This is a genomic window from Amphritea sp. 1_MG-2023 (assembly GCF_030547545.1).
Classification (GTDB): Bacteria; Pseudomonadota; Gammaproteobacteria; order Pseudomonadales; family Balneatricaceae; genus Amphritea.
Window position 1 is genome coordinate 160082 of sequence record NZ_JAUOQE010000002.1, and the last position, 20605, is coordinate 180686.

23 protein-coding genes are annotated in these 20605 nt (G+C 48.7%); 5 read left to right on the forward strand and 18 right to left on the reverse strand.

From position 1 onward, the window contains the following. Positions 1–279: 279 nt before the first annotated feature. Positions 280–1176 carry a LysR family transcriptional regulator gene (locus Q4488_RS02100; RefSeq protein WP_303578794.1) on the reverse strand — a complete coding sequence of 299 codons (897 nt, stop codon included), beginning with the start codon at positions 1174–1176 and terminating at the stop codon, positions 280–282. 146 nt (positions 1177–1322) lie between these two features. Beyond that, positions 1323–1784, reverse strand: a complete 462-nt coding sequence (locus Q4488_RS02105; RefSeq protein WP_303578795.1) for an Lrp/AsnC family transcriptional regulator — start codon at positions 1782–1784, stop codon at positions 1323–1325. Between the two features lie 138 nt (positions 1785–1922). Here Q4488_RS02105 and Q4488_RS02110 point away from each other — a divergent pair, with 138 nt between their 5' ends. Then, positions 1923–2987: a PLP-dependent cysteine synthase family protein gene (locus Q4488_RS02110; protein ID WP_303578796.1), complete on the forward strand. Its 1065-nt coding sequence runs from the start codon at positions 1923–1925 to the stop codon at positions 2985–2987. An 86-nt stretch (positions 2988–3073) separates the two neighbouring features. On the opposite strand, the gene Q4488_RS02115 is transcribed toward Q4488_RS02110, so the two are convergent. From Q4488_RS02115 to Q4488_RS02145, 7 genes are all read right to left on the reverse strand, one after another. After that, complete coding sequence (locus Q4488_RS02115) at positions 3074–3928, reverse strand: DUF4392 domain-containing protein (protein WP_303578797.1); 855 nt, start codon at positions 3926–3928, stop codon at positions 3074–3076. A gap of 91 nt (positions 3929–4019) precedes the next feature. Beyond that, positions 4020–4958, reverse strand: coding sequence for a biotin-dependent carboxyltransferase family protein (locus Q4488_RS02120; protein WP_303578798.1), 939 nt, complete (start codon positions 4956–4958; stop codon positions 4020–4022). Next, positions 4955–5665 (reverse strand): 5-oxoprolinase subunit PxpB, encoded by a 711-nt coding sequence (gene pxpB / locus Q4488_RS02125; RefSeq protein WP_303578799.1) that lies wholly within the window; start codon positions 5663–5665, stop codon positions 4955–4957. Before pxpB ends, Q4488_RS02120 begins: the two co-directional genes overlap by 4 nt. Beyond that, the gene (locus tag Q4488_RS02130; RefSeq protein ID WP_303578800.1) at positions 5662–6396 is read right to left on the reverse strand and encodes a 5-oxoprolinase subunit PxpA; all 735 of its coding nucleotides are present in this window, start codon (positions 6394–6396) and stop codon (positions 5662–5664) included. The genes pxpB and Q4488_RS02130 overlap by 4 nt, the downstream gene beginning before the upstream one ends. Positions 6397–6415: 19 nt before the next feature. Further along, positions 6416–7204 carry a putative hydro-lyase gene (locus Q4488_RS02135; protein WP_303578801.1) on the reverse strand — a complete coding sequence of 263 codons (789 nt, stop codon included), beginning with the start codon at positions 7202–7204 and terminating at the stop codon, positions 6416–6418. A gap of 294 nt (positions 7205–7498) precedes the next feature. Continuing rightward, positions 7499–7690: a hypothetical protein gene (locus Q4488_RS02140; protein WP_303578802.1), complete on the reverse strand. Its 192-nt coding sequence runs from the start codon at positions 7688–7690 to the stop codon at positions 7499–7501. A 252-nt stretch (positions 7691–7942) separates the two neighbouring features. Beyond that, positions 7943–9151, reverse strand: a complete 1209-nt coding sequence (locus Q4488_RS02145; RefSeq protein WP_303578803.1) for an EAL and HDOD domain-containing protein — start codon at positions 9149–9151, stop codon at positions 7943–7945. A 206-nt stretch (positions 9152–9357) separates the two neighbouring features. Here Q4488_RS02145 and Q4488_RS02150 point away from each other — a divergent pair, with 206 nt between their 5' ends. Next, complete coding sequence (locus tag Q4488_RS02150) at positions 9358–10113, forward strand: SH3 domain-containing protein (RefSeq protein WP_303578804.1); 756 nt, start codon at positions 9358–9360, stop codon at positions 10111–10113. Positions 10114–10395: 282 nt separating this feature from the next. Here the strand turns inward: Q4488_RS02150 and raiA are convergent, their stop codons facing one another. From raiA to modA, 4 genes are all read right to left on the reverse strand, one after another. Then, positions 10396–10743 carry a ribosome-associated translation inhibitor RaiA gene (raiA, locus tag Q4488_RS02155; protein WP_303578805.1) on the reverse strand — a complete coding sequence of 116 codons (348 nt, stop codon included), beginning with the start codon at positions 10741–10743 and terminating at the stop codon, positions 10396–10398. A 117-nt stretch (positions 10744–10860) separates the two neighbouring features. Next, complete coding sequence (gene modC, locus Q4488_RS02160; RefSeq protein WP_303578806.1) at positions 10861–11991, reverse strand: molybdenum ABC transporter ATP-binding protein ModC; 1131 nt, start codon at positions 11989–11991, stop codon at positions 10861–10863. Beyond that, positions 11988–12674, reverse strand: a complete 687-nt coding sequence (gene modB, locus Q4488_RS02165; RefSeq protein ID WP_303578807.1) for a molybdate ABC transporter permease subunit — start codon at positions 12672–12674, stop codon at positions 11988–11990. The genes modC and modB overlap by 4 nt, the downstream gene beginning before the upstream one ends. Beyond that, on the reverse strand, positions 12664–13431 hold the full coding sequence (gene modA, locus Q4488_RS02170) for a molybdate ABC transporter substrate-binding protein (protein WP_303578808.1): 768 nt from the start codon (positions 13429–13431) through the stop codon (positions 12664–12666). Before modA ends, modB begins: the two co-directional genes overlap by 11 nt. Positions 13432–13588: 157 nt before the next feature. On the opposite strand from modA, the gene Q4488_RS02175 reads away from it, so the two are divergent. Then, positions 13589–14380 (forward strand): TOBE domain-containing protein, encoded by a 792-nt coding sequence (locus Q4488_RS02175; RefSeq protein WP_303578809.1) that lies wholly within the window; start codon positions 13589–13591, stop codon positions 14378–14380. Between the two features lie 56 nt (positions 14381–14436). On the opposite strand, the gene Q4488_RS02180 is transcribed toward Q4488_RS02175, so the two are convergent. From Q4488_RS02180 to Q4488_RS02190, 3 genes are all read right to left on the reverse strand, one after another. Next, complete coding sequence (locus Q4488_RS02180; RefSeq protein WP_303578810.1) at positions 14437–14940, reverse strand: hypothetical protein; 504 nt, start codon at positions 14938–14940, stop codon at positions 14437–14439. A 73-nt stretch (positions 14941–15013) separates the two neighbouring features. Then, positions 15014–16672, reverse strand: coding sequence for a GMC oxidoreductase (locus tag Q4488_RS02185; RefSeq protein ID WP_303578811.1), 1659 nt, complete (start codon positions 16670–16672; stop codon positions 15014–15016). After that, a complete protein-coding gene (locus Q4488_RS02190; protein ID WP_303578812.1) occupies positions 16673–17170 on the reverse strand; it encodes a gluconate 2-dehydrogenase subunit 3 family protein in 498 nt (165 codons plus the stop codon). Positions 17171–17255: 85 nt separating this feature from the next. On the opposite strand from Q4488_RS02190, the gene Q4488_RS02195 reads away from it, so the two are divergent. Next, positions 17256–18098, forward strand: a complete 843-nt coding sequence (locus Q4488_RS02195; RefSeq protein ID WP_303578813.1) for a hypothetical protein — start codon at positions 17256–17258, stop codon at positions 18096–18098. Positions 18099–18221: 123 nt separating this feature from the next. Here the strand turns inward: Q4488_RS02195 and Q4488_RS02200 are convergent, their stop codons facing one another. Continuing rightward, the gene (locus Q4488_RS02200) at positions 18222–18839 is read right to left on the reverse strand and encodes a glutathione S-transferase family protein (protein WP_303578814.1); all 618 of its coding nucleotides are present in this window, start codon (positions 18837–18839) and stop codon (positions 18222–18224) included. Positions 18840–18857: 18 nt separating this feature from the next. Further along, the gene (locus tag Q4488_RS02205) at positions 18858–19619 is read right to left on the reverse strand and encodes a hypothetical protein (RefSeq protein ID WP_303578815.1); all 762 of its coding nucleotides are present in this window, start codon (positions 19617–19619) and stop codon (positions 18858–18860) included. 296 nt (positions 19620–19915) lie between these two features. Between Q4488_RS02205 and Q4488_RS02210 the strand changes: the two genes are divergently transcribed. Next, positions 19916–20521, forward strand: coding sequence for a DUF924 family protein (locus Q4488_RS02210; RefSeq protein WP_303578816.1), 606 nt, complete (start codon positions 19916–19918; stop codon positions 20519–20521). The last annotated feature ends 84 nt before the right edge of the window (positions 20522–20605 follow it).

Consider the following 20605-nt stretch of genomic DNA (forward strand, 5'->3'; position numbering starts at 1 on the left):
ACTGAGTCGCTGAAAAAATTGATCATGCATCGATCGGAGGACAGCTTCCGGGTCGCGTGATTATGCAGCAAGCCGGCCCGTGCTTGTGGCGGTGGGCGACGGATTAACTGCAATCTTACTTGTTGGATTGGCCTCAGTGTCTTAGAAAAGAGGAATAGTTGCAATAGCCAGGAAAAGATAAGAAAAAAAATCTGTTTGTGAAATTTTTTTAGGGGTATATTTCGAAAAAAATTATGAGGTAGTTATTAATACTGTTGGTGATATAGCTGCTGGGCTTTGTCATGGAGTATTTTGTAGGCTGTTAACGATAATTTCACGGCCGTTCTTAGCTAATAGTTGCGGCAGAATGCGATCATCATCAAGCCGCCAGCGGGCGCAGAAGGCGAGCGCCGGGGGGGTAGGTCCTGGATTAAATTGCACCAATTTCCCCTGCTCAAGGTAGGGTCGAATGACGGGTTCTGGTAATAGAGCCATGCCTGCACCATCGAGTGTGAGGGTGAGTAGGTTGGCGACGGAGCTGCAGGTATGAAACACTGGGGTTTCATCTTCTGAACGAAAGAGTTGATATAGATAATCCCAGGGACGCGTATCGCGGGGAAAGCTTAGAATAGGTGAGTGGCATAGCTGTGCTACATTCTTGACCGGGTTAAGCGATAGGCGTTCCGGCGTCGCACACCAGTATTGTGAAAAACTGCAAAGTGGTTCGGTGATCAATTCAGGTTGATGATTATCACCGGCGACCATCAGAGCTAAGTCGAGTTGATTCTCTTGTAACTGACGGATAAGGGTCGGCGTGACATCGCTGATGAGCTCAAATGACATCAATGGGTGTTGTTGTTGCCACTGTTTTAGCAGTGATGATAGATAAAGGTGTGCCAAGGTGTCGGAAATACCGATTCGTAGAATACCTTTTTGCGGGTTTTGATCGGTTATCTGCTGCTTCATCTCTTGGCTAATGGCCAACAGCTTTTCGGCGTAGGGGAGTAACTGCATGCCGCGTGATGAGATGCGGGTGCCACTTTTATCTCGATAGAAGAGTTGCGCGCCAAGCTCCTCTTCGAGCGCGTGAATTCTCGCGGAGATTGCCGGTTGCGTGGCGTGCAGTTGTTGAGCCGCAGCATGAAAACTACCCAAGCGGGCGACTTTTACAAAGGTATTCAGGTTTCTCAGACGCATAGATATAAGGCTCAGCCGATAGTAGTGCCACTATATACAAGCAGCTCAGTGGTGGAAAGTCATAGTGATGGGAAGTCATGCACTGATGACGTTTTCATGAGGATAGTGTGCGCCGTTAACGATTTGAGCCTTGCTGTTTTAAATGCTTAGCAGTTCGTGAGTGGCAGCTGAGTGGAAAACTTAATCTCTTCCATGGCAAAGCTCGAGGTGACATCGGTTAGCCCTTTGACGTCACTGATCAGTTTTTTATAAAAGCGATCGAACGAGTGGATATCTTGTGTGGCGACTCTGAGGAGGTAATCCCACTCGCCAGCCATGCGATAGCATTCCATCACTTCATCAAAGGCTAATACCGTTGCAGCAAAGTCAGTTAACCATGGCTGTTCATGTTGCTGCGTTTTGATATGCACAAACACCGAGACGCCCGCACCGACTTTAGCGCTATCGAGAAGCGCGACTCGGGCTTTAATGATGCCACTATCTTCCAGCCGTTTAATACGTTTCCAGCAAGGTGTGGTGGTTAGGTTAACCTGCTCGGCAATATCCGCCACCGAAAGGGTAATATCTTGCTGTAGTAATGTCAGAATTTTCTTATCTATACTATCCATGAAAAACTGATCTCAATTAAACAATAGTTAAGAAAAATTATTCTATAGTTGATCGGTTTTTACCAGTATAAGATAAAAAATATCTCTGTTGATCAGCGTACACTTTAGGTCTTGATAGCGGGATTTAGGAGTGTGGTTATGAATGCTTGGATACAGCAGGCGGTGGCGTTGATTAAAGCAGATGCGCAGCGCTCTGCGGATACTCATTTGATTAAGCTGACGCTACCGGTATTGTCTGGCGTCGATCTGTATCTAAAGGATGAGAGCAGTCATCCGACCGGCAGTTTGAAGCATCGCTTGGCGCGATCACTGTTTTTGTATGCGCTTTGTAATGGACAGATATCTCAGAACACCACGGTGATCGAAGCCTCATCTGGCAGTACCGCGGTGTCAGAAGCTTATTTTGCACGCATGATTGGTGTGCCATTTGTGGCGGTAATGCCGCGAAAAACCGCTAAGGCAAAAATTCAACAGGTCGAGTTTTATGGTGGCCGTTGTCACTTTGTTGATTGTGCCACGCAGATGCATGCTGCTGCAGTTGCCTTGGCTAAAGAGTGTCATGGGCACTTTATGGATCAGTTTCGCTATGCTGAACGGGCGACCGATTGGCGTGGTAACAGTAATATTGCGGAGAGCATTTTTAGACAGATGCAACTTGAGCAGCATCCGGTGCCCGCCGCGATTGTGATGAGCGCAGGCACCGGCGGAACCACGGCGACGCTGGGCCGCTATATCCGCTATCGAGGTTTTAACACGTCCTTGTTAGCCGTTGATCCGGAAAATTCTGTATTTTATGATGTTTGGCAAACAGGGGATACAAGCATAGAGATTCAGCAGAGTGGGCGGATTGAAGGGATTGGTCGACCCAAAGCGGAGGAATCATTTCAGCCGCATGTTATCGATCGCATGATGACGGTGCCCGATGCCGCTTCTGTGGCGGCGATGTATTGGTTAGAGCCGTTGCTGGGGCGAAAAGTTGGTGCCTCAACGGGCACGAATCTATGGGGGATGTTAACCCTTGCGGCAGAGATGCAGCAGCGAGATGAACATGGCTCTTTAGTGACGTTGATTTGCGATAGCGGTGAACGTTATCTGGATAGTTATTATGATGCTGCATGGGTGGCGCAAAATATCGGCGAGCTTGAGGTTTATCAGCAGCAGTTAGCGGGGTTGTTCACGCATGGATATCGCGCGATGATGTAGCGTGAGCGAGGGATGTTAACGCAGGTTATGTCGGGGTCAGAGACAAAAAAACCGCCGCTGGCGGTTTTTTTTAATCAGCCGAGTGATTAGTCGGTGTAACCGATTAATGCCCGTAATCCGGCAATCACGCTGTCGCCTTCTTCTAAGGATAGACCGTCTTCTGTAAGTTCGTTGATACGTGTGACGCCATCGACACTGCCGAGTTTTGACAGGTATTCAATAATGGCTAACGGATCGGTTTCACCTAGCAGATCACGACCACTCCATAGGCTGAAGAAGGTGATTAGACCGTATGCGCCCCAGTTGGACACATCGGCAATCAGCAGTTCATCGACGCAAGTTGCAGCGGGCATGATATCCAGCCCTTTAATCGCCTCAGTAATGTTCCCCATGCCGATCTCATTACCGCCATCGCCAATGCCGATGGTGGGACATTTTGCGTTATTGACGAAGGTATCAAAGCAAGCGGTGCGGGCGCTGATGCTTTCGCCGCGCATATTGTAATAGCCGCCATCTTCCGCTTGACCAGGACGCTCGATTGACAGTACCGCATCAGGGTTGTAGTTGTAGAGTGCTTGAAACGCTTCCAGCGTGCGTTCTTGATGTTCGCCGACGCGGATCTCATGCACACGATATTTGTCCATCAGTGCTTGAGAGACGGGAGGGCCACACACCAGCACCGGTGTGGCGCCAAGCTTTTCGAGCGCATCATAAAGGGCAATCGCGCCCAAAGGGCCGTCGGTTTCAAAGGTATCAACCACCGGAAAACCGGTGCCGATCAAAACATGGCCACGGCATTTATACAGGGTGCGCGCCGCGCGGAGGTAATAACCGGTTGCGAGGGCAGGTTGAACCGTTTTCATACCGCGTAGGTTACGGGCAACGAGCAGGTCTTCTACTTGTTTGCTGAGCACGGTTTCGTTGATCTGATTCTGTGACATAGCGGATTCGCTCTTGAGTAAGTGGGTTAGGTGGCTGACGTCAAACAAGCGTCAGCCACATGATCTATCGGTATGGCTGCAGTGGTTGAGGTCAGTCAACGGGGTCGGGCTCGGTATTGTTAAATCGAACATGTGCCAAGCAGTGTAGGTTGTGAGCATCATCAATGGTGATCTCATCAAAGGTTATCCTTGAACCGGGCAGGAGTTGCGCCATGCGGGCCGTATCCATTGCAATCATCGAACCAATTTTGGGATAGCCGCCGATGGTTTGCCGGTCATTGAGCAACACGATGGGCTGGCCATCGGCGGGTATCTGAATGGCCCCGTGACAGATGCCTTCCGAGAGGATGCCATCAATAGCTGGCTTGATTTCTGGCCCTTCTAAGCGATAGCCCATACGGTCGGCACGATCGGTGACTTGGTATTCGCTGCTGAAAAACAGTCGCTTTTGGTAATCACTAAATGCATCCTGCTGATAACCGGTAATCACTCGAAGACTAATATTGTCGGCGTAATCGGGGCGATGTGCTTCGGCTAAACGGAAGCCTCGGTGTTCAACCGGAGGCTGACAGTTGAGGTAGTCACCTTGTTGAAGTTTTTCGCCGGTAAAGCCGCCAATGCCTTCACGGGTAACGGTGGCGCTGCTGGAAAAGCTATGCTCGACTTGGAAGCCGCCACTCACCGCTAAATAACTACGTGCGCCTTGAGCAGAAAAACCGACCTCAATTTTATCGCCCGCTTTAATCTTATGGGCATGCCAGCGATCTTGCTCAACACCGTTAATTTTCAATGGCATTTCCGCACCGGCTAGGACAATCTGTGCATCGGTTTCCGCTTGTAGCACTAAACCACCAAAGCTAATCTCTAAGGCAGTGGTGTTCATGGGGTTATCGACTAAGCGGTTGGCCCATTTAAAGGCGAGTGCATCGAGTGGCCCGCCGGTCGTCAAGCCAATACGGTGCTGGCCAAAGCGGCCAGCATCTTGAATCAGTGTTAATAGGCCGGGCTGTATGACTTTAAAGCCGCTCATTTGATCTCTCCCAGTTCGCCACCTTGAGCAAAAAACTCGTCACGGCTGATCGGGTTGAATTTGATACGGTCACCCACCTGTACCGGCATCGTGGGGCTGGCCTTCGGATCGAACATGCGTGTTGGGCATAGACCGATCAGGTTCCAGCCGCCGGGGGATACCGCCGGATAAACCGCCGTTTGACGGTCGGCAATGGCGATCGCGCCGCGAGGAACCTTCATTCGAGGCGTTGATAGACGTGGCGCAGCGATACGCTCATCTACTTCGCCGAGATAAGCAAAGCCCGGCGCAAAGCCGATCGCATAGACACGGTATTCCATTTCGCTATGCAGCTTGATGACCTCATCAATACTCAGATCGGCGCGTTGTGCGAGGGCGTCAAGGTCGGGACCTGATTCGCGACTGTAATACGCGGGGAGGATAACAAGATTGCCTTCATGATTGTCGCTGTTATGCCGTTGGCCTAAGACTTTGCGAATACAGCGACGTACTTCGATGTGATCGGTCATCAGTTGATCATAGATGACCAGCAACGACGCGTAGGAGGGCACCATATCGATCAGCTTGCCATCGAGTTCTGACTCAAGGATGGTGACAGCCTGCTGTACTTGAGCAGACACGCGAGGATCGGTTTTCTCACCAAAATAGACAATCAGGGCGTTTTCACCGGCGACTTCAATACGCATGTTGGCTGCTTCTGTACTCATTGGCGAATCAACCCGCGTATTTCTTCAATTGCATTTACGCCATCCATATTATCGCCGTGAACACACAGTGTGTCTGCGCGCAGCGATAATACTTCACCGCTGACGGTGGTCACGCTGCCCTGTTCTTTGAGTTGCTTAACCTGAGCGAGCATCTTCTCTTTGCTATGTACCGCGCCAGGCTTAGTGCGCGACAGCAGTTTACCATCATCGTCGTAACAGCGATCGGCAAAAATTTCGAACCAGAGTTCAAGGCCGATGCTATCGGCTTCCTGCTGATGCAGTGCTGCTTGAGGCGTGCTTTGCAGCATGAGCACTAAGGGCCGATGATATTCAGAAATCGCTTGCATGATGATGGCACGCGTGGCGGTATCGGCCATCATATCGTTGTACAGGGCGCCGTGGGGTTTAACGTAGGTTAGCGTGATGCCCTGCGTGCTGGCCATGCCATCAATGGCTGAGATTTGATACAGCAGCATCGCTTTAAGCTCTGCTTCGCTGACGTTGAGGCTGCGACGTCCAAAGCCAACGAGATCCGGATAACCAGGATGTGCACCAACGGTAACCTGATTTTGTTTTGCTAGGGCCAAGGTCTTTTGGAGTACCAATGGATCCCCCGCATGGAAGCCGCAAGCGATGTTCGCTTGATCGATAAAAGGCATGACCGCTTCATCCAAGCCCATTTTCCAAGCGCCAAAGCTTTCACCCAGATCACAATTCAGACGTAAAGACATATTGAATCTCCTGTTATTGTTACAGAATAGCCAAGCGGCTGTTAGGCAGATCGGTGATCAGCATGTGGCCTGGGCTGTGAGTGATGCAGAAATCGGGTTTAGCTTGTTCAATCGCAACTTGAGGGGTGACGCCGCAGGCCCAAAAAACGGGTAGTTCACCCTCTTTAATGGTGACAGCGTCACCAAAGTCGGGGCTATTGATATCGTTAATACCGATTTGCGCCGGATCGCCTAGATGTAGCGGTGCACCGTGTACAGATGGGAAGCGGGTACAGATTTGAACGGCGCGAATTGCATCCGCCGCTTTCATCGGGCGCATACTGACAACGGTGGTGCCGCTGAAGCGACCTGCGCTTTTACACTCGATATTGGTGCGATACATCGGCACGTTAACACCTTCGGTGATGTTACGTACTTCCAAGCCGTCGGCGATGAGTGCTTCTTCGAAAGAGAATGAGCAGCCGAGTACGAAGGTCACGAGATCATCACGCCAGAAGGAGGTGAGATCGGCTACTTCTTGAGTGAGGACGCCTTTTTCGTAGATTCGGTATTTGGGGACATCGCGACGAATATCGATATCTTGGCCTAGCTCCGGCAGCATAAATTCGCCAGGCTGACTGGACATGCCGACAATAGGGCAGGGTTTGGGGTTTTTTTGGCAGAACTGCAGGAAATCGTTAGCCCAGGCTTGCGGCATTATGGCGAGGTTTCCCTGAACAAATCCTTGGCCGTAACCTGAGGTGTTGCCGGTAAACTCACCGCTACGAATCTGTTGGCGGATTGCAAAAGGTGATATCTCTTTGTTCATCAGTAAAGCCTTATTCTGCGGGCCGCAAAGCGGCGGTTCTTGAATGTATGTAACCTATCAAAGCTATTGCTTCACGCGAGAAGCGGTGGTGATGTATGAGCCTCTGCGTATGTTGCAGCGGACATATTCGTAAGGCACAGCGATAGCGTTCGCCTTGCCGTGATAACAGGATACAGGAGGCTAATGAAAACGCCTGTATAGTCAGTATCGGGGATGACCGATCAGCATGAAGGATCAGTCGAGTGACTGACAATATCAGCGGCTGAACGGTTGATCAATGAAGTCTGTTGACGATTAGTGGGCGTCCATCCACTGTTCAACTTGCGCTTTGGAGCGACCAAAAAAGACCACCCGTGCAGTTGAATTCAGGCTGCCATTGTGCCCGATGCTACGACGATAAACCCACCAGCTGTTTGCGTTTTTTTCAATGATTTGGTCAACGTGACGCAGTTGCTGAAATTGGTTCAGCGGTATCATTGTGCTCATGGTATTGGTCGCTCTCCTAGTAGATTCATCACTATTATCAATATGACCTTTATTGTGGCGCTAGCGCGGTAACCTGTCTAATGAATAATCGCTAACAGATCTGATAATAATTTTTTATCAGGATCGAAGGCACAAGCTTAAGAGTGGCAGCTGCTATTATCAGGTGCCATATTATCAAGTGCTATTAATGGTGTGACCTAGGGGGATGAGTGTTGTCTAGCTGAATTCTGTTGTTAACCTGTTGAGGTTACGTTACACGGCTACCTTATCCATGGTTTCTTTCACCCAAGTAAGGCTCTCTTGATACGCTTCATTGAGATGTTGAGTTGGGTAGGTTGATACTAAGGCATCCCAATCCCCATGAATAAAACAATTAACCGTTGTTAGTAGTTCACCATAGACGCCTCGGCCCTCTTGAATGGCATTCTCCAGCTCTTCACTAAGGAAGACTTGTTTCAGAATTTCTTCTTTGGGTGTGTTGAGCAGTGCATCGAGACCGGCAAAAATGCCCATCATAAAGGCACTCGAGCCTGACAGATGAGGCTGAGTATCGGCGAGTAGTTCGCACATTCTCGCGCGGACAAGGGTGTGTCGAGTTAATTCATCGGATTTACTTTTTTCACCGGAAAAAGCAATGAGAGTGCACCAACGTTTTATTTCTGCAGTGCCTAGCATGGTGACCGCTTCGTCAATGCTGTCAATTTTTCTGATGAGATTGAACAACGGTGAGTTGACGATACGGATTATCTTCAATGTTAATTGAGGGTCTTTTTTGACGATTTGACTGACAGCAACGGTCGTGACGTTGGGGTCGGCTAACAGTGCTAAGAGTTCTAACATGACAATTTCATTGGAGTTTAGCTTCCGCCCTTCAACCAGCTGTGGTTTGCAGAGGAAATATCCTTGAAATAACTTAAAGCCTAATGCCTTGCAGCGATTGAACTCTTCTAGGGTTTCAATTTTTTCAGCTAGCAGAATGACATTGAATCGACGCAGCAGCTGTGTATGCTCCGCCAGCTGTTGATTGGTCATCGCTAACAGATCGAGTTTGACGATATGCACGAGCTCGAGGATTGGGTCGTATTCTGGAGTATAAATAAAATCATCCAGTGCCATGCGATAACCCGCCTCGGTGTAACGTCTCACCGAGGCAATCAGCTCATCATCTACCTCCATACCTTCGAGAATTTCGAAGACAATATGTTTACGAGAAATTTCCGGAATATTTTCTGACTCAATCATCTCTTTAGTCAGATTAATAAAGGCCGGTAAGGTGGTGATTTTTTTGGATTGACAGATACTGGTGTAATTGTTGAGTAACACCTGAGAGGTGGCACTGTTGCCATCGGTTATCAGGCAAGGCGCCTGATTATTGGTATCTCGGTAAAGTAGCTCATAAGCGACTACGTTGAGATTTATATCGTAGATTGGCTGGCGGGCCATTAAAATATCCTGCGCCATGCATTGCTCCTTTAAGTGGCCTGATCAATCTAGTAAAACCTGCTAAAAGGGTTTGACGCTATTATAGCGCTTTTTGTTGGTGACGTACCGACTACTTTACCCTAGACGAATCATTTTAAGGGCTATTTTTTCTGAGTTTGGTTGCTCCCGGTTATACAATTGCTATGATATGAGCCTAAATAGAAGACTTCGAAGGATTGAATGACGTGACAGTTACTTACTTAAGAGCAGTGGTATTAACGGCGTTAAGTCTGTGTTCGACAGCGGCCTTAGCGTTTGATTATTTTTTAGTGAATGATGATTCGGCGGTCTATGCCGCGCCGGAGAGTCAAGAAGTGCTCACGCGTTTGCACAAAGGTAGTGTGTTACTGCAAATCGATCAGCAAGGGGCATGGTCGAAAGTGTTTTTTCTATCCGCTGATAAACAACCGCTCAAAGGTTGGATGCTGAGCGATACGCTCCGTCCACAGCAGCAGGGGAGCCGTGCTGATAACACCTTGATTGTCTCGGTGAAGAGTCTGCGATTGCGTCAGGGGCCAGGGACTGAATATCCTGTGGTCGGCAGTTTAACACAGCATCAGCAAGTGGCTGAGCGGCAACGTGAAGGCGATTGGGTGAAAATTAGTTATCGCAATCAAGCGGGTAACACCCTCGAGGCTTGGACTGCGGGGCGTTTTCTACGTTCTTCTGCATCCTTGATGGCGGCGAATGAGAACGCTTCTGAAGAACGCCCTACCACTGCCCGCGTGAGCAGCGCAACTGGGGTATATCAGGTTGGTGGCACCCATGTTAACTTTCGTTCCGGACCCGGTACGGAGTTTTCTGTCGTCGGTAAGCTGAATGCACCACAGCGAGTGGAGGCGATTAAACAGCAGCATGGCTGGCTCAATATTCGTGTCGAACAAGATGGGCGTTTGCTCTCAGGTTGGATCCTGAAGCGGCTGCTGAAGCCGGTTAACTAAAGCCGGTTAACTAAAGCGGGTTAATTAAAGTCGTTTTAACTAAACCGATTAACTTAAGCTTAGCACCATTAGCGATGATAAAAATATGCCGTTATTGTTGCTGTTGGTTTCTCAGCGCTTATTTGAGTTGTTTGAGGTTGAAAGGTTATGAGTCATCGAGTCATGCAGATCCGTCGAATGCCTGATGCTTGAGTCTTTGATTGAGTGATTTTGAACGTTATTGTTTGTTTTTACGTAACAAAAAAGGCTGAACATGGTTCAGCCTTTTTTTTTAAATCGAAGTTATTCTTCTTCGGTTAGGGCATCATCGGTATCCGCCATGACTGGAACGCTAGCGCCTTTTTTGTTAGTTTGAATATCACGTATTTTAGCCAGCTGTTTATCGATTTTTTGTGCCATGGAATCGAGTGCAGCAAATAGATTTTCTTCACTGGCCTTAGCAAACAGATCTTTACCGGTAGCGTGAACTGTCGCCTCGACAACGGCTTCTTTGCCATTGCTTTTTTCAATAGTCACTTGGGCACTGGTGATAACGTTGTAACGTTTTTGACTCTCCTCTAACCAGGCTTCAATTTTTTCTCGTAATGCCGGAGAAACTTTATCATTGCGGTTGGTAATATTGATATTCATGATGTAACCCTTACTGCAAACTATGCTTTATGTCACACCTACAGAATGCCCTTTTTAGATTTTATTGCAAGCGAATATGTCATAAAAAATAAACCATTTTATGTTCATTGATTTTACTTAGTTTTTGTGACTTAAATAGGGATTAGTTAAGGCTGAAAAGGGTTGCAGATGAGTTTGATCATTACGGGAGATACTGCCCCCCTTGATTTGAGCAAACAGTTGTTCGCCGGGTTTAATGCCGAGTTCTTCCGCTGCCCAACGGGTAATCGATGCCTTGAGTTTATGTTGTCCGGCCTGAAGCGTGACTAAACAGGCTGACTCATTAGTCGGCGTACTGCTGATGACGTTCACCGGGATAATATTACGGATGCTGCTTTGTTCTGGTGGCGTGCGTACCAGTGATATATCGCGGGCATGAATGCGCATTCTCACAAGGCTTAGCTCAGGGGCGCTGATAAACGGCGTCCATAAGGTGAGATCATTGCCTAGGTCCAGACAGCTCATCGCGTAACGGTGACTGTGTTGCTTGATGTGCGCTTCTAAAATCACGCTGATATCGTCATCGGGTTGCCAAGCGAGCATGGCGTCAGAATTCCAGATATCAGCGACAGCACCATGCGCGATCACCTTACCTTGATTCATCAATACCATCTGATCAGCCAGTCTCAATAACTCATCGAGGCTATGGCTAACATAGATAATCGGTATATTTACCTCTCTGGCCAGTTGTTCGATGTAGGGTAGCAACTCTTTCTTGCGCGGCTCATCCAATGAGGCGAGGGGTTCATCCATCAAGAGCATGGCCGGTTGACTCAATAGGGCGCGGCCGATGGCTACGCGCTGTTGTTCACCCCCAGAGAGTGCGGCGGGATAGCGCTGAAGTAGATGCTCTATACCTAATAACTCGGCAATGACATGTTGCTGATGTGTGTCTTTGATGCGTTGACCATAACTCAGGTTGCCGCTAACCGTATAGTGAGGAAAGAGTCGAGAGCCTTGAAAGACATAGCCGATATGACGCTTTTCTGGCGCTAGATTGATATGGCGGGCAGTATCAAAGACGATGCGATCACCGATGACAATTCGGCCCTCATCGGGCTGTTGTAGTCCTGCCACTAGATTAATTAGCGAGGTCTTACCCGCCCCAGAACGACCAAATAATGCGGTGACGCCGCTGGATTGTAAATTGAGATCGGTATCGATGAGGAGTTCGCCAAGGTGTTTCTTCACGGTTATCTGCAACGTCATAGAGCGAGCCTTTTTTGTGCCATGCGCGTGAGGCGTTCAGAGATTAGCAGGGCCGCTAACGCAACCACGATGGAAATTAAGCACAGCCGAGCCGCCTCGGCTTCGGCGCCAGGCGTCTCAATAAAACTGAACATGGCCAGTGGCAGGGTGCGGGTTTCATCCGGAATGTTCGATACAAAGGTGATCGTAGCGCCAAACTCGCCAAGACTGCGGGCAAAAGCCAAAATAGTGCCTGCCAATAGGCCCGGTATTGTGAGAGGCAGGGTGATGGTGATAAAGACCTTTAACGGCGAAGCGCCGAGGGTGCGGGCGGCTTGCTCAAGCTTACTATCGACAGACTCTAATGATAGGCGGATGGCTCGCACCATTAAGGGGAAGGCGACAATGCCTGCGGCTAAGGCAGCACCTTGCCAGCTAAAGCTAAATGACAGCCCAAACCATTCATATAAGCGACTGCCGATAGCACCTTGCCGGCCCATACTGATGAGTAGCAGATAGCCGATGACTACCGGTGGTAACACCAGCGGTAGATGGATCAGGCTGTCGAGTAGCTGCTTGCCGGGGAACTGACGACGCGCCAATAACCAGGCCATGATAATTGCCAAGGGCAGACTGAAAAGCACCGCACAGACAGAAACCTTTAGGCTGAGCAGTAAGGCGCTGATTTCATATTCACTGAGCATCGCTGAATTCGCTGACTAATGGCTGAAAGCCATAGCGACTGAAAATGGCTTGGGCAGCATCAGAAAAGAGAAACTGATAGTAGTGGGCAACCTCTGCTGAAGGTGGCTTTATCAGGGCTGCAGGATAAACAATGGCTTGATGAAGGCTGACGGGAATCTGTTCAATGGTGCTGACCTGACGACTCTGTAGCGCATCGGTGTTGTAAACAATGCCGAAAGGCGCTTCACCGCGTTCGACTAATAACAATGTTGAACGAACATTTTGCCCGAGTGCGAGGCGTGTTTTTAAGCGCGACCATTGACCGCTACTCTCCAATGCCTGACGGGCGTAAATGCCCGCGGGGACATGCTCAGGATTAGCGATGGCTAAGCGTTGATCGCCGAGCTTATCGGCAAGGGAGGTGAGCTTGGTTGCGCTGTTGCTAGGATAGAATTTACTGGCAATTAAGACCAAGCTGTTTTGCAGTAGAGGGGTGATACTGCTGGCTTGAACGGCCTGTTGTTGGGCGAGAAAATCCATCCAACGACTATTGGCTGAGATAAATACATCGGCGGGCGCGCCTGAGGCAATCTGTCGGGCTAAGGCCGATGAGGCGGCGAAAGAGGCGACAACTTTTTGCTGATAGCGCGTTTGATAGAGACGGTTGATCTCTTCAATGGCGTTGGTCAGTGATGAGGCGGCAAACACGGTGACTGGACGTGCCTGTAACGCTAAGGGGGCTAAGAATAAACACAAAAATAACAATATTTTCGGCATGATGAGGCCTGTGGCTAGGGTCTACAACGTGGGTTGCTGACGCTGTCTATTGGTTAAGGTTATAGGCATTGTTTCGTTATATAATAAGATATATAGCGCAACGTTATATATTTTTTTATATAACGTCAAATGATGATGCTGATAGGAGTAGCTGCTGATGGAATTAACCGCACAACTGAGTCTCTCATTAGAGCAACAGGTGTATGCCAATCCTCGACGTATGGCGCTATTGAACTGTATCGTTGAGGCGGGCTCGCTGAGTGGTGGAGCGAAGCTCGCAGGGATGAGTTATAAAGCCGCTTGGGATGCCATCAATGATATGAATCATCGCGCTGAAAAGCCGGTTTTATTATTGGCTACGGGGGGGAAAGGTGGCGGGGGTGCTCAGTTAACCGTGTTTGGTGAGCGGTTGGTCAAGTTGTATCAAATGCTTACCGACATACAAAATCGTGCCTTAAATGCGTTACAAGATGAAACGGTTCCTCTGGATAGTTTGTTGGCAGCGATATCGACGTTTTCTGCACAGAGCAGTGCGCGGAATCAATTTATTGGACGCGTCTCACGCATTGTTAGACAGCCGCTTCACGAGGTTGTTTATGTTGTGATTGGTGACGCTATTGAGTTAGCGGCGGAAGTGACACATAAAAGTCGTGAACGTTTGCAGCTGAGCCCCGGTCGTGAGGTCTTATTATTGGTTAAAGCGCCAGCGATTCGGTTTGTCGATGGTGAAGGTGCTAGCGAAGCAGTATCGACTGCTGAATCGAATCATCTTCAGGTTAAGGTGGTCAGTGTGTCTGCTTCTGCTGCTGAACAAGAGGTTATTGTCGAGGCCGCCGAGGGGCTTCAGCTATGCGCGGTCACTCAGCGGCGCATCGATTTACAGGCGGGGCAAATGGTCGAGGTTGCGGTAGAGCCAAAGCAGATTGTCTTAGCCGCTCTTGAGCATTAAAAACCGGGCACATGCCCGGTTATAATCGAGTTTTTCTGAGTGGCTTAACCTGAGAGTTAGGGGGTGCCGTTGAGTATGATCGGAGTCGATTTTTGATCAGGCGCTTTAAAGTCAGTTGTATTCAGCTCGCCATGAAAGCCGAATCCAGCGGGTTGAGTTAGGTTAATACCGATATTAATGTAATCTCCTTGAGCGCCGAGCATGGCTAGCCAGTGTTGATTAATAAAGCCATAACCCACTCCCAGTTCGCCTGCGACATCATCATTGCCTTTGATGCCGAACAGTTTAAATTTATCGAAGCGTTTCTCTAACAGGCTGAAAGATATGCTTGTGCCTGCGCCTTCAACATCACCATCACTTTTAACATCGACACTACGAAAGCCGATAACCAGTTGTGGCGTTAAGCTACCGCCCAGTTCCCAGTTAAGACCAGCGAAGATTTCATCTTTCGATTCTTCAACATCGGTCAGCGTGGTCATTGGCGGAGCGATGCCTGCGAAACTGCTAAAAGACAATATTAGCAAGGCAGAGCTTAAAAATAGCTGAGTGATTTTACGCATTTGTCATTCCCTAGTTGTATTGGTTAAATACTCACTATTCAAGCTAGGTCATAAATGCTTAGTCAGCAAGTATTTAGAGGCTGCTTGCCATTCGCAGTGCTAGGGCTTCAATGGTGAGTGAAGGAGACTCTCCTCCGCCACTGCTCGGGAAAAGGCTGGCATCGCAGATGTAAAGGTTTTGCCAACGATGAGAACGTCCGACAGGATTGGTGACAGATGTGAGTGGATCATAACCCATACGGCAGGTACCAAAGACATGGGTTGATGAAAATAAATCGTAACTGCCATAGGACTCAACGATCTCGGTGATGCCTGAGGCTTGAAGAATGTTGCTGCACTGTTGCGCCATAAACTCAAGCCGCTTTAATTCTGTGTCAGGTAAGAAACTATGAATTTGTGCTAGCGCTAACCCATGTTCATCTTGTGTTGTTGCGTCCAGATCAATGAATGAGCCAGCATTGGGTAGCGATTCGCCAATCGCACCCACCGAAACGGCCTGACCAAACTGTTGTCGCATCGAGGCTTTAAATTCCGCCCCCCAGCCCGCAACGAGGCGACGAGCATAATTCACTGGACCGCTGAGATCGGCTTCGGCTGTTGTCGAAGAAAAGCGACAACCACCGATGATGTTAGGAATACTGTCTGGTGCATTAAAATCCCAGCAGATGCCATCGGCGGGCAGTCCTTTGAAGGTTTGCAGCGGCGCATCACTCATTCCGGTCAAGGTCCAGCTTAAGGTCTCCATAAAGTGTTGCCCCACCTGTCCCGATTCGTTGCCAAGCCCTTCTGGAGAATGCGTATCGGCGGAGTTGAGTAATAGTCTTGGCGTTTCTATCGCGCCACAGGCGAGGATGATGATCGGCGCAGAGAATGAAAAACGCTGGCCAGCATGATTACCGCAGATAACCCCTGAAATTTTTTGATTACCATCATTCTCTAGTTTTATAACGCTAAGATCGGTTTTAATGGTTAGTCTGTTGGTTAAGCTGGCGCGGCGAATAAAGGTTACATCGGCGGAGCCTTTATCGCCTCTGGGACAGCCTCGATTACAGTTATGACAATAATTACAGGAGGGTCTGCCATCATAGCTATGGGATAGCGCGGCCCGATTATTAGCTTGCCAATGCAAGCCGAGTTTAGCGGCACCCCGTTGTAATATTCGACTAGTGTCGGCGAAAGGATGGGGGGGCAGCAGTGAGGCTCCGGTATAATCTCGGCCGACAATATGAGTGTCGCCGGCGACACCGATGAGTTTTTCCGCCTGATTATAATAAGGCATGAGGTCTTGATAGCTCAGCGGCCAGTCAGCGGCAACATTAAAGCGAGAATGCATGTTCATCGCATCTTGATGGAGGCGATGACTCTCGCCCGTAAATTGCAGCGTACTGCCCCCTAGCCCTCTTACATGATGATAGCCAGCATCGGAAGGAATGCGCGTCTCTTGGTTGGATAGATAACCGTTTATCGTGTTTTTAGAACGCAAATGTTGCCATCGAGGTTCAAGCTTCTGCATGGGGGCGAAGGTGTATTGCCCCTGACTACCCGGTTTAAGCGGAAAGCGCGATAGTTCCCAGTCTGCGTTGCTGAGTGGATAATCAGTTGCGGGATTGAAACGAGGGCCTGCTTCAAGCATTAGCACGTTGTAACCGGCTTGAGTCAAACCATAAGCGGCGGCGCTGCCACCGGCTCCAGAACCGACGATAATGACATCAAAAGGGCTGGTGTTATTCATTTAACGTTTCCGTTGACCTATTTCTGGGTAGCCGATGGGTTGAGGGGGGGTAAGCCCCAGCGTTTGATGAATGTGTTCAGAAGCGTAATAGAAACTGACTGCATGATAACGAACATGCATGAAAAATAGGCCGGGTAGGCGTCTCGGCGATGCGGACTGATCCATCCACTGGAGCAACTCTAGCTTGTGACTATCTGGCAGAGTGACAAAATTGCCAAAAGCTTCTCTATTTAGCCAACCACATCCACGGATCAATAGTTTGTTCAGGTTGGCATCGCTATCGGCTAATTGCCACAGGGATTGATCGATACCCAATTGAGTGGCAGCAGGAGAGAAGGCGTCAGCCGGTAGAATCATATCAACGAATGCGCCAAGCGTTGCTGCAAAGGTGTGTTCCGTTTTGTGCCTGACGGTGGCAGCCAACAGAACGGGTGGCGTCGGCAGTATAACGCTGTAGAGTGTTGCAATCAGTAACTGTCTTCTGCTTAACGGTTTCATCCTGTATCCCGCGTCAATTCTTTTTGACCCTGCGTATGATTTGTCACAGTATTAATGAAGATGACGATTTAATGGAATAGAGTCAATGGTTGAAGGGCTAAAAAAAATATCCACCTCAGCATTAGCGAAAGCCTTAGGCAAGAGCAGTCGACAGATGTTTGCTGAATTAGAGGCGTTGGGCTGGCTTAAGCGTGCACAGGATCAGTGGCAATTGACGCGTAAAGGTGAGTTTGAGCAGGGTAGTTATCATCAGAGTGAGCGCTATGGGCGCTATATCGTCTGGCCCGAAAGCGTTCTCGAGCATCGGGCGCTGGTTAACCCTGAAGATCAATTGACGACCGCGAAAGGCTTAGGTTTGAAATTAGGCTTATCGGCCTCAAGAGTCAATCAACTGTTGGCTGACCTAGGATGGATATCCCCATGGTTGAAAGGTTGGCGTATGACGTTACAGGGCGAGGCTCAGGGCGGAATACAGCAAGAGGATGCGAGTACCGCGATTACGTATGTCTCTTGGCCGAAACAGCTGACCGAACATGTTGTTTTTAAGCGGTCGGTTGAACAGTTTAAGCAATCAAAGCCCGAGCATCCAACAGGAATGCGTTATAGCGCTATGGATGGTCACGTGCTGCGTTCTGATGCAGAAGTGAAAATTGATAACTGGTTGTATCTTGCGGGTATTGCTCATGCCTGTCATAAGCCGTTACCTCTGGATACGTTAGCCATCGCAGACTTCTATATACCACAAGCTCGTGTATATATTGAGTTCTGGGGGAGTGAGAATGCCCCCACCTATCTGACCGATAAAATGCACAAGAAGACACTCTATGAAGCCAATCACTTAGATGTTATCGAGTTTGAAGAGCAGGATCTGAAACATTTGGATGAGATACTGCCGCGTGAGTTACGGCGCTTTGGGTTGGCATGTTAATAGGGCTGTTACTTGCGGTGTGATTGCTGATTTAACCGCGCTATTAATAGTCATCAAAGACTTCAGTCGATATTCGCGGTGTTGAGTCAGCAATCTCGAGTCATGGTGTTTGCATGCTGCTATTTATGGAATCGACATGCCTCGCTGGACGAATTCAATCTTGCCCATTTTTGCCATCCAGGCGCTGACATTGGGGAAGTCATCTAATTCAATCGTTTGCCATTGGTAACGGCAGGTCCAGGGGTAAATCGCGAAGTCGGCGATACTGAGATCTTGATCGAGTATGAAGGTACGGCCACTTAAGTGTTTGTCGAGCACGCCCCATAGACGTCGAGCCTCTTCGTTATAGCGCTGCTGTGCATAGGGCACCGCTTCTTTCGCAAAACGGTTAAAGTGATGCGCTTGCCCTAGCATGGGGCCAAATCCGCCCATCTGCCACATTAGCCACTGCAGGCATTCGATCCTTTTGAGTGGATCCGTTGGCATGAAGTTACCGGTCTTCTCAGCCAAGTAGATTAAAATAGCGCCGCTTTCAAACAGCTGAATTTGTTGGCCATTAGGCCCGTCTTCATCGGTGATCGCCGGAACTTTATTATTGGGACTGATGCGTAAGAAGTCGGGCTTAAATTGATCATCGGCGAGAATATTAATTGGGTGGACCCTATAAGGCAGTCCGGTGGCTTCCAGCATGATGGATACTTTACGCCCATTGGGCGTACCCCACGTGTATAAATCAATCATTGATGGTTTCCGCTCTGGCTATTGCGTGAAATGCTTGTAAATATCGATGAGTTCTTCCTGATGGAAGCTGACGATGATCAGTTCTTGTCCCGGTGTAATCAGATCTGGATTTTGCCCGAGAACGCCTTGATGATAATTATAGACATAGGTGTCTTTAACTTTTTCATCCAGAATGGTGCCAAGAAATGAGCTGTTTTTATTGGCGAGCCGCTCATCGGCCTGCGAAGGGATGTCGGCACGAATTTTTTGATCTTTCAGCTGAATACCGCTGGCAAATGTTTCGATCAAACCCTGCTGTATAATACCCCATAAGCCTTGCTTATCGGTTTCGTTGACGCCGTGAATATAAAACAGCCTGTCGGCACCGCTATCAGGATTGTTGAGTAGTTCTTTTAATCTTATCTGATCGGCTAAGGGTAGGTTACTGGCTAAGATGATGGCATTTTGCTGTTGTGCTGAGTGACCGATGGTATTGAGTTGGACGCCAAAGGTGGTGGCATGATCGTCATCTATCGCTTGTGTGCCGGCTTCGGTTGTCGTTTTATCTACGGGGAGTTTGAGCAATTGATTTTCAGTGACAAAATTATTCGCCGCACCAATCTCAATCACCTCATCGGGTTTCGCGGTAAGACTTTCAATGTGACGCTTTGCCGCTAATTTGGATAGTTCATCTTGCGGTGTTGCTGGTGCGGATATCTGATTCGATTGAGGCGCGTTGAGGTAGAGATAGCCGCCAACACCGACACTAGCCAGCACTATTAATATCAGTAAGTTTCGCATTTATCCCCCGTTAGAAATCATGAGCCAACTGTACTTAACTTATAAAGAGTGGTTTGTTTTCATAAGGTTCAGACTAAAACAGATTTCCTGCAGATAAAAGCGAAATTACGCCACGGCTATGAGTGATGATGATGTTTGTGGTGACAGAATTTACGCTTCACTTCTATACTGAGTAGGGTATCAGTCAGTATGAGGTGTATTGGCAGGGGCTTAAATGAGTGCTTTTAGTATTGGCAGACCTCCGCATATGCCTGTTTACAGGATAGTTAGCGGTAGTGTAAGTGGCGGGTGTTGAGATGACAGAGCAGATCGAAGAAATTTTACAGTTTTGGTTTGGCGAGCTGCAGCAGGGTTTTCCTGTGACTCATCGGAAATCGCTTTGGTGGTTTGGTGATGAAGCGATCGATCGGCAACTCGAAGAGTTGTTTGGTTATCGGGTGAGACAGGCGCTGAGAGGGCAGCTAGATGATTGGGCGGGACAACCTCGTGGCCGTTTGGCGCTGATTATTTTATTGGATCAATTTACACGCAGTATCTATCGCGGCTCGGCGGAGGCGTTTTCCGGTGATGATAAGGCCGAGCAGCTATGCCGAGAGGGTCTTAAAAAAGGTCATGATGCCGCACTGGAAGGTAGCGAAAAGCTGTTCTTCTTGATGCCGTTAGAGCATGCAGAAGATGTGGCTGCGCAAAACCTGTGTATCGCACAGCTCGATAATATACTCTGTGAAACCCCGATGGCGCTGCGTCATCATATCGATAATGCGCTTGATTTTGCGCATGAGCATCGCAATCTTATTGTACGCTTTGGCCGTTTCCCTTATCGCAATAAAATACTGGGTCGTTCTTCAACGCCTGAAGAGTTGGCTTACCTGAATCAACCCCATAAACGTTATGGGCAGTAGATATTTGCATCGAGGTATAAAAAAGTATTTACTAAACATCAACATGCGTGACATTTAAGGAATTATAAGGTGATAGGTATCAGG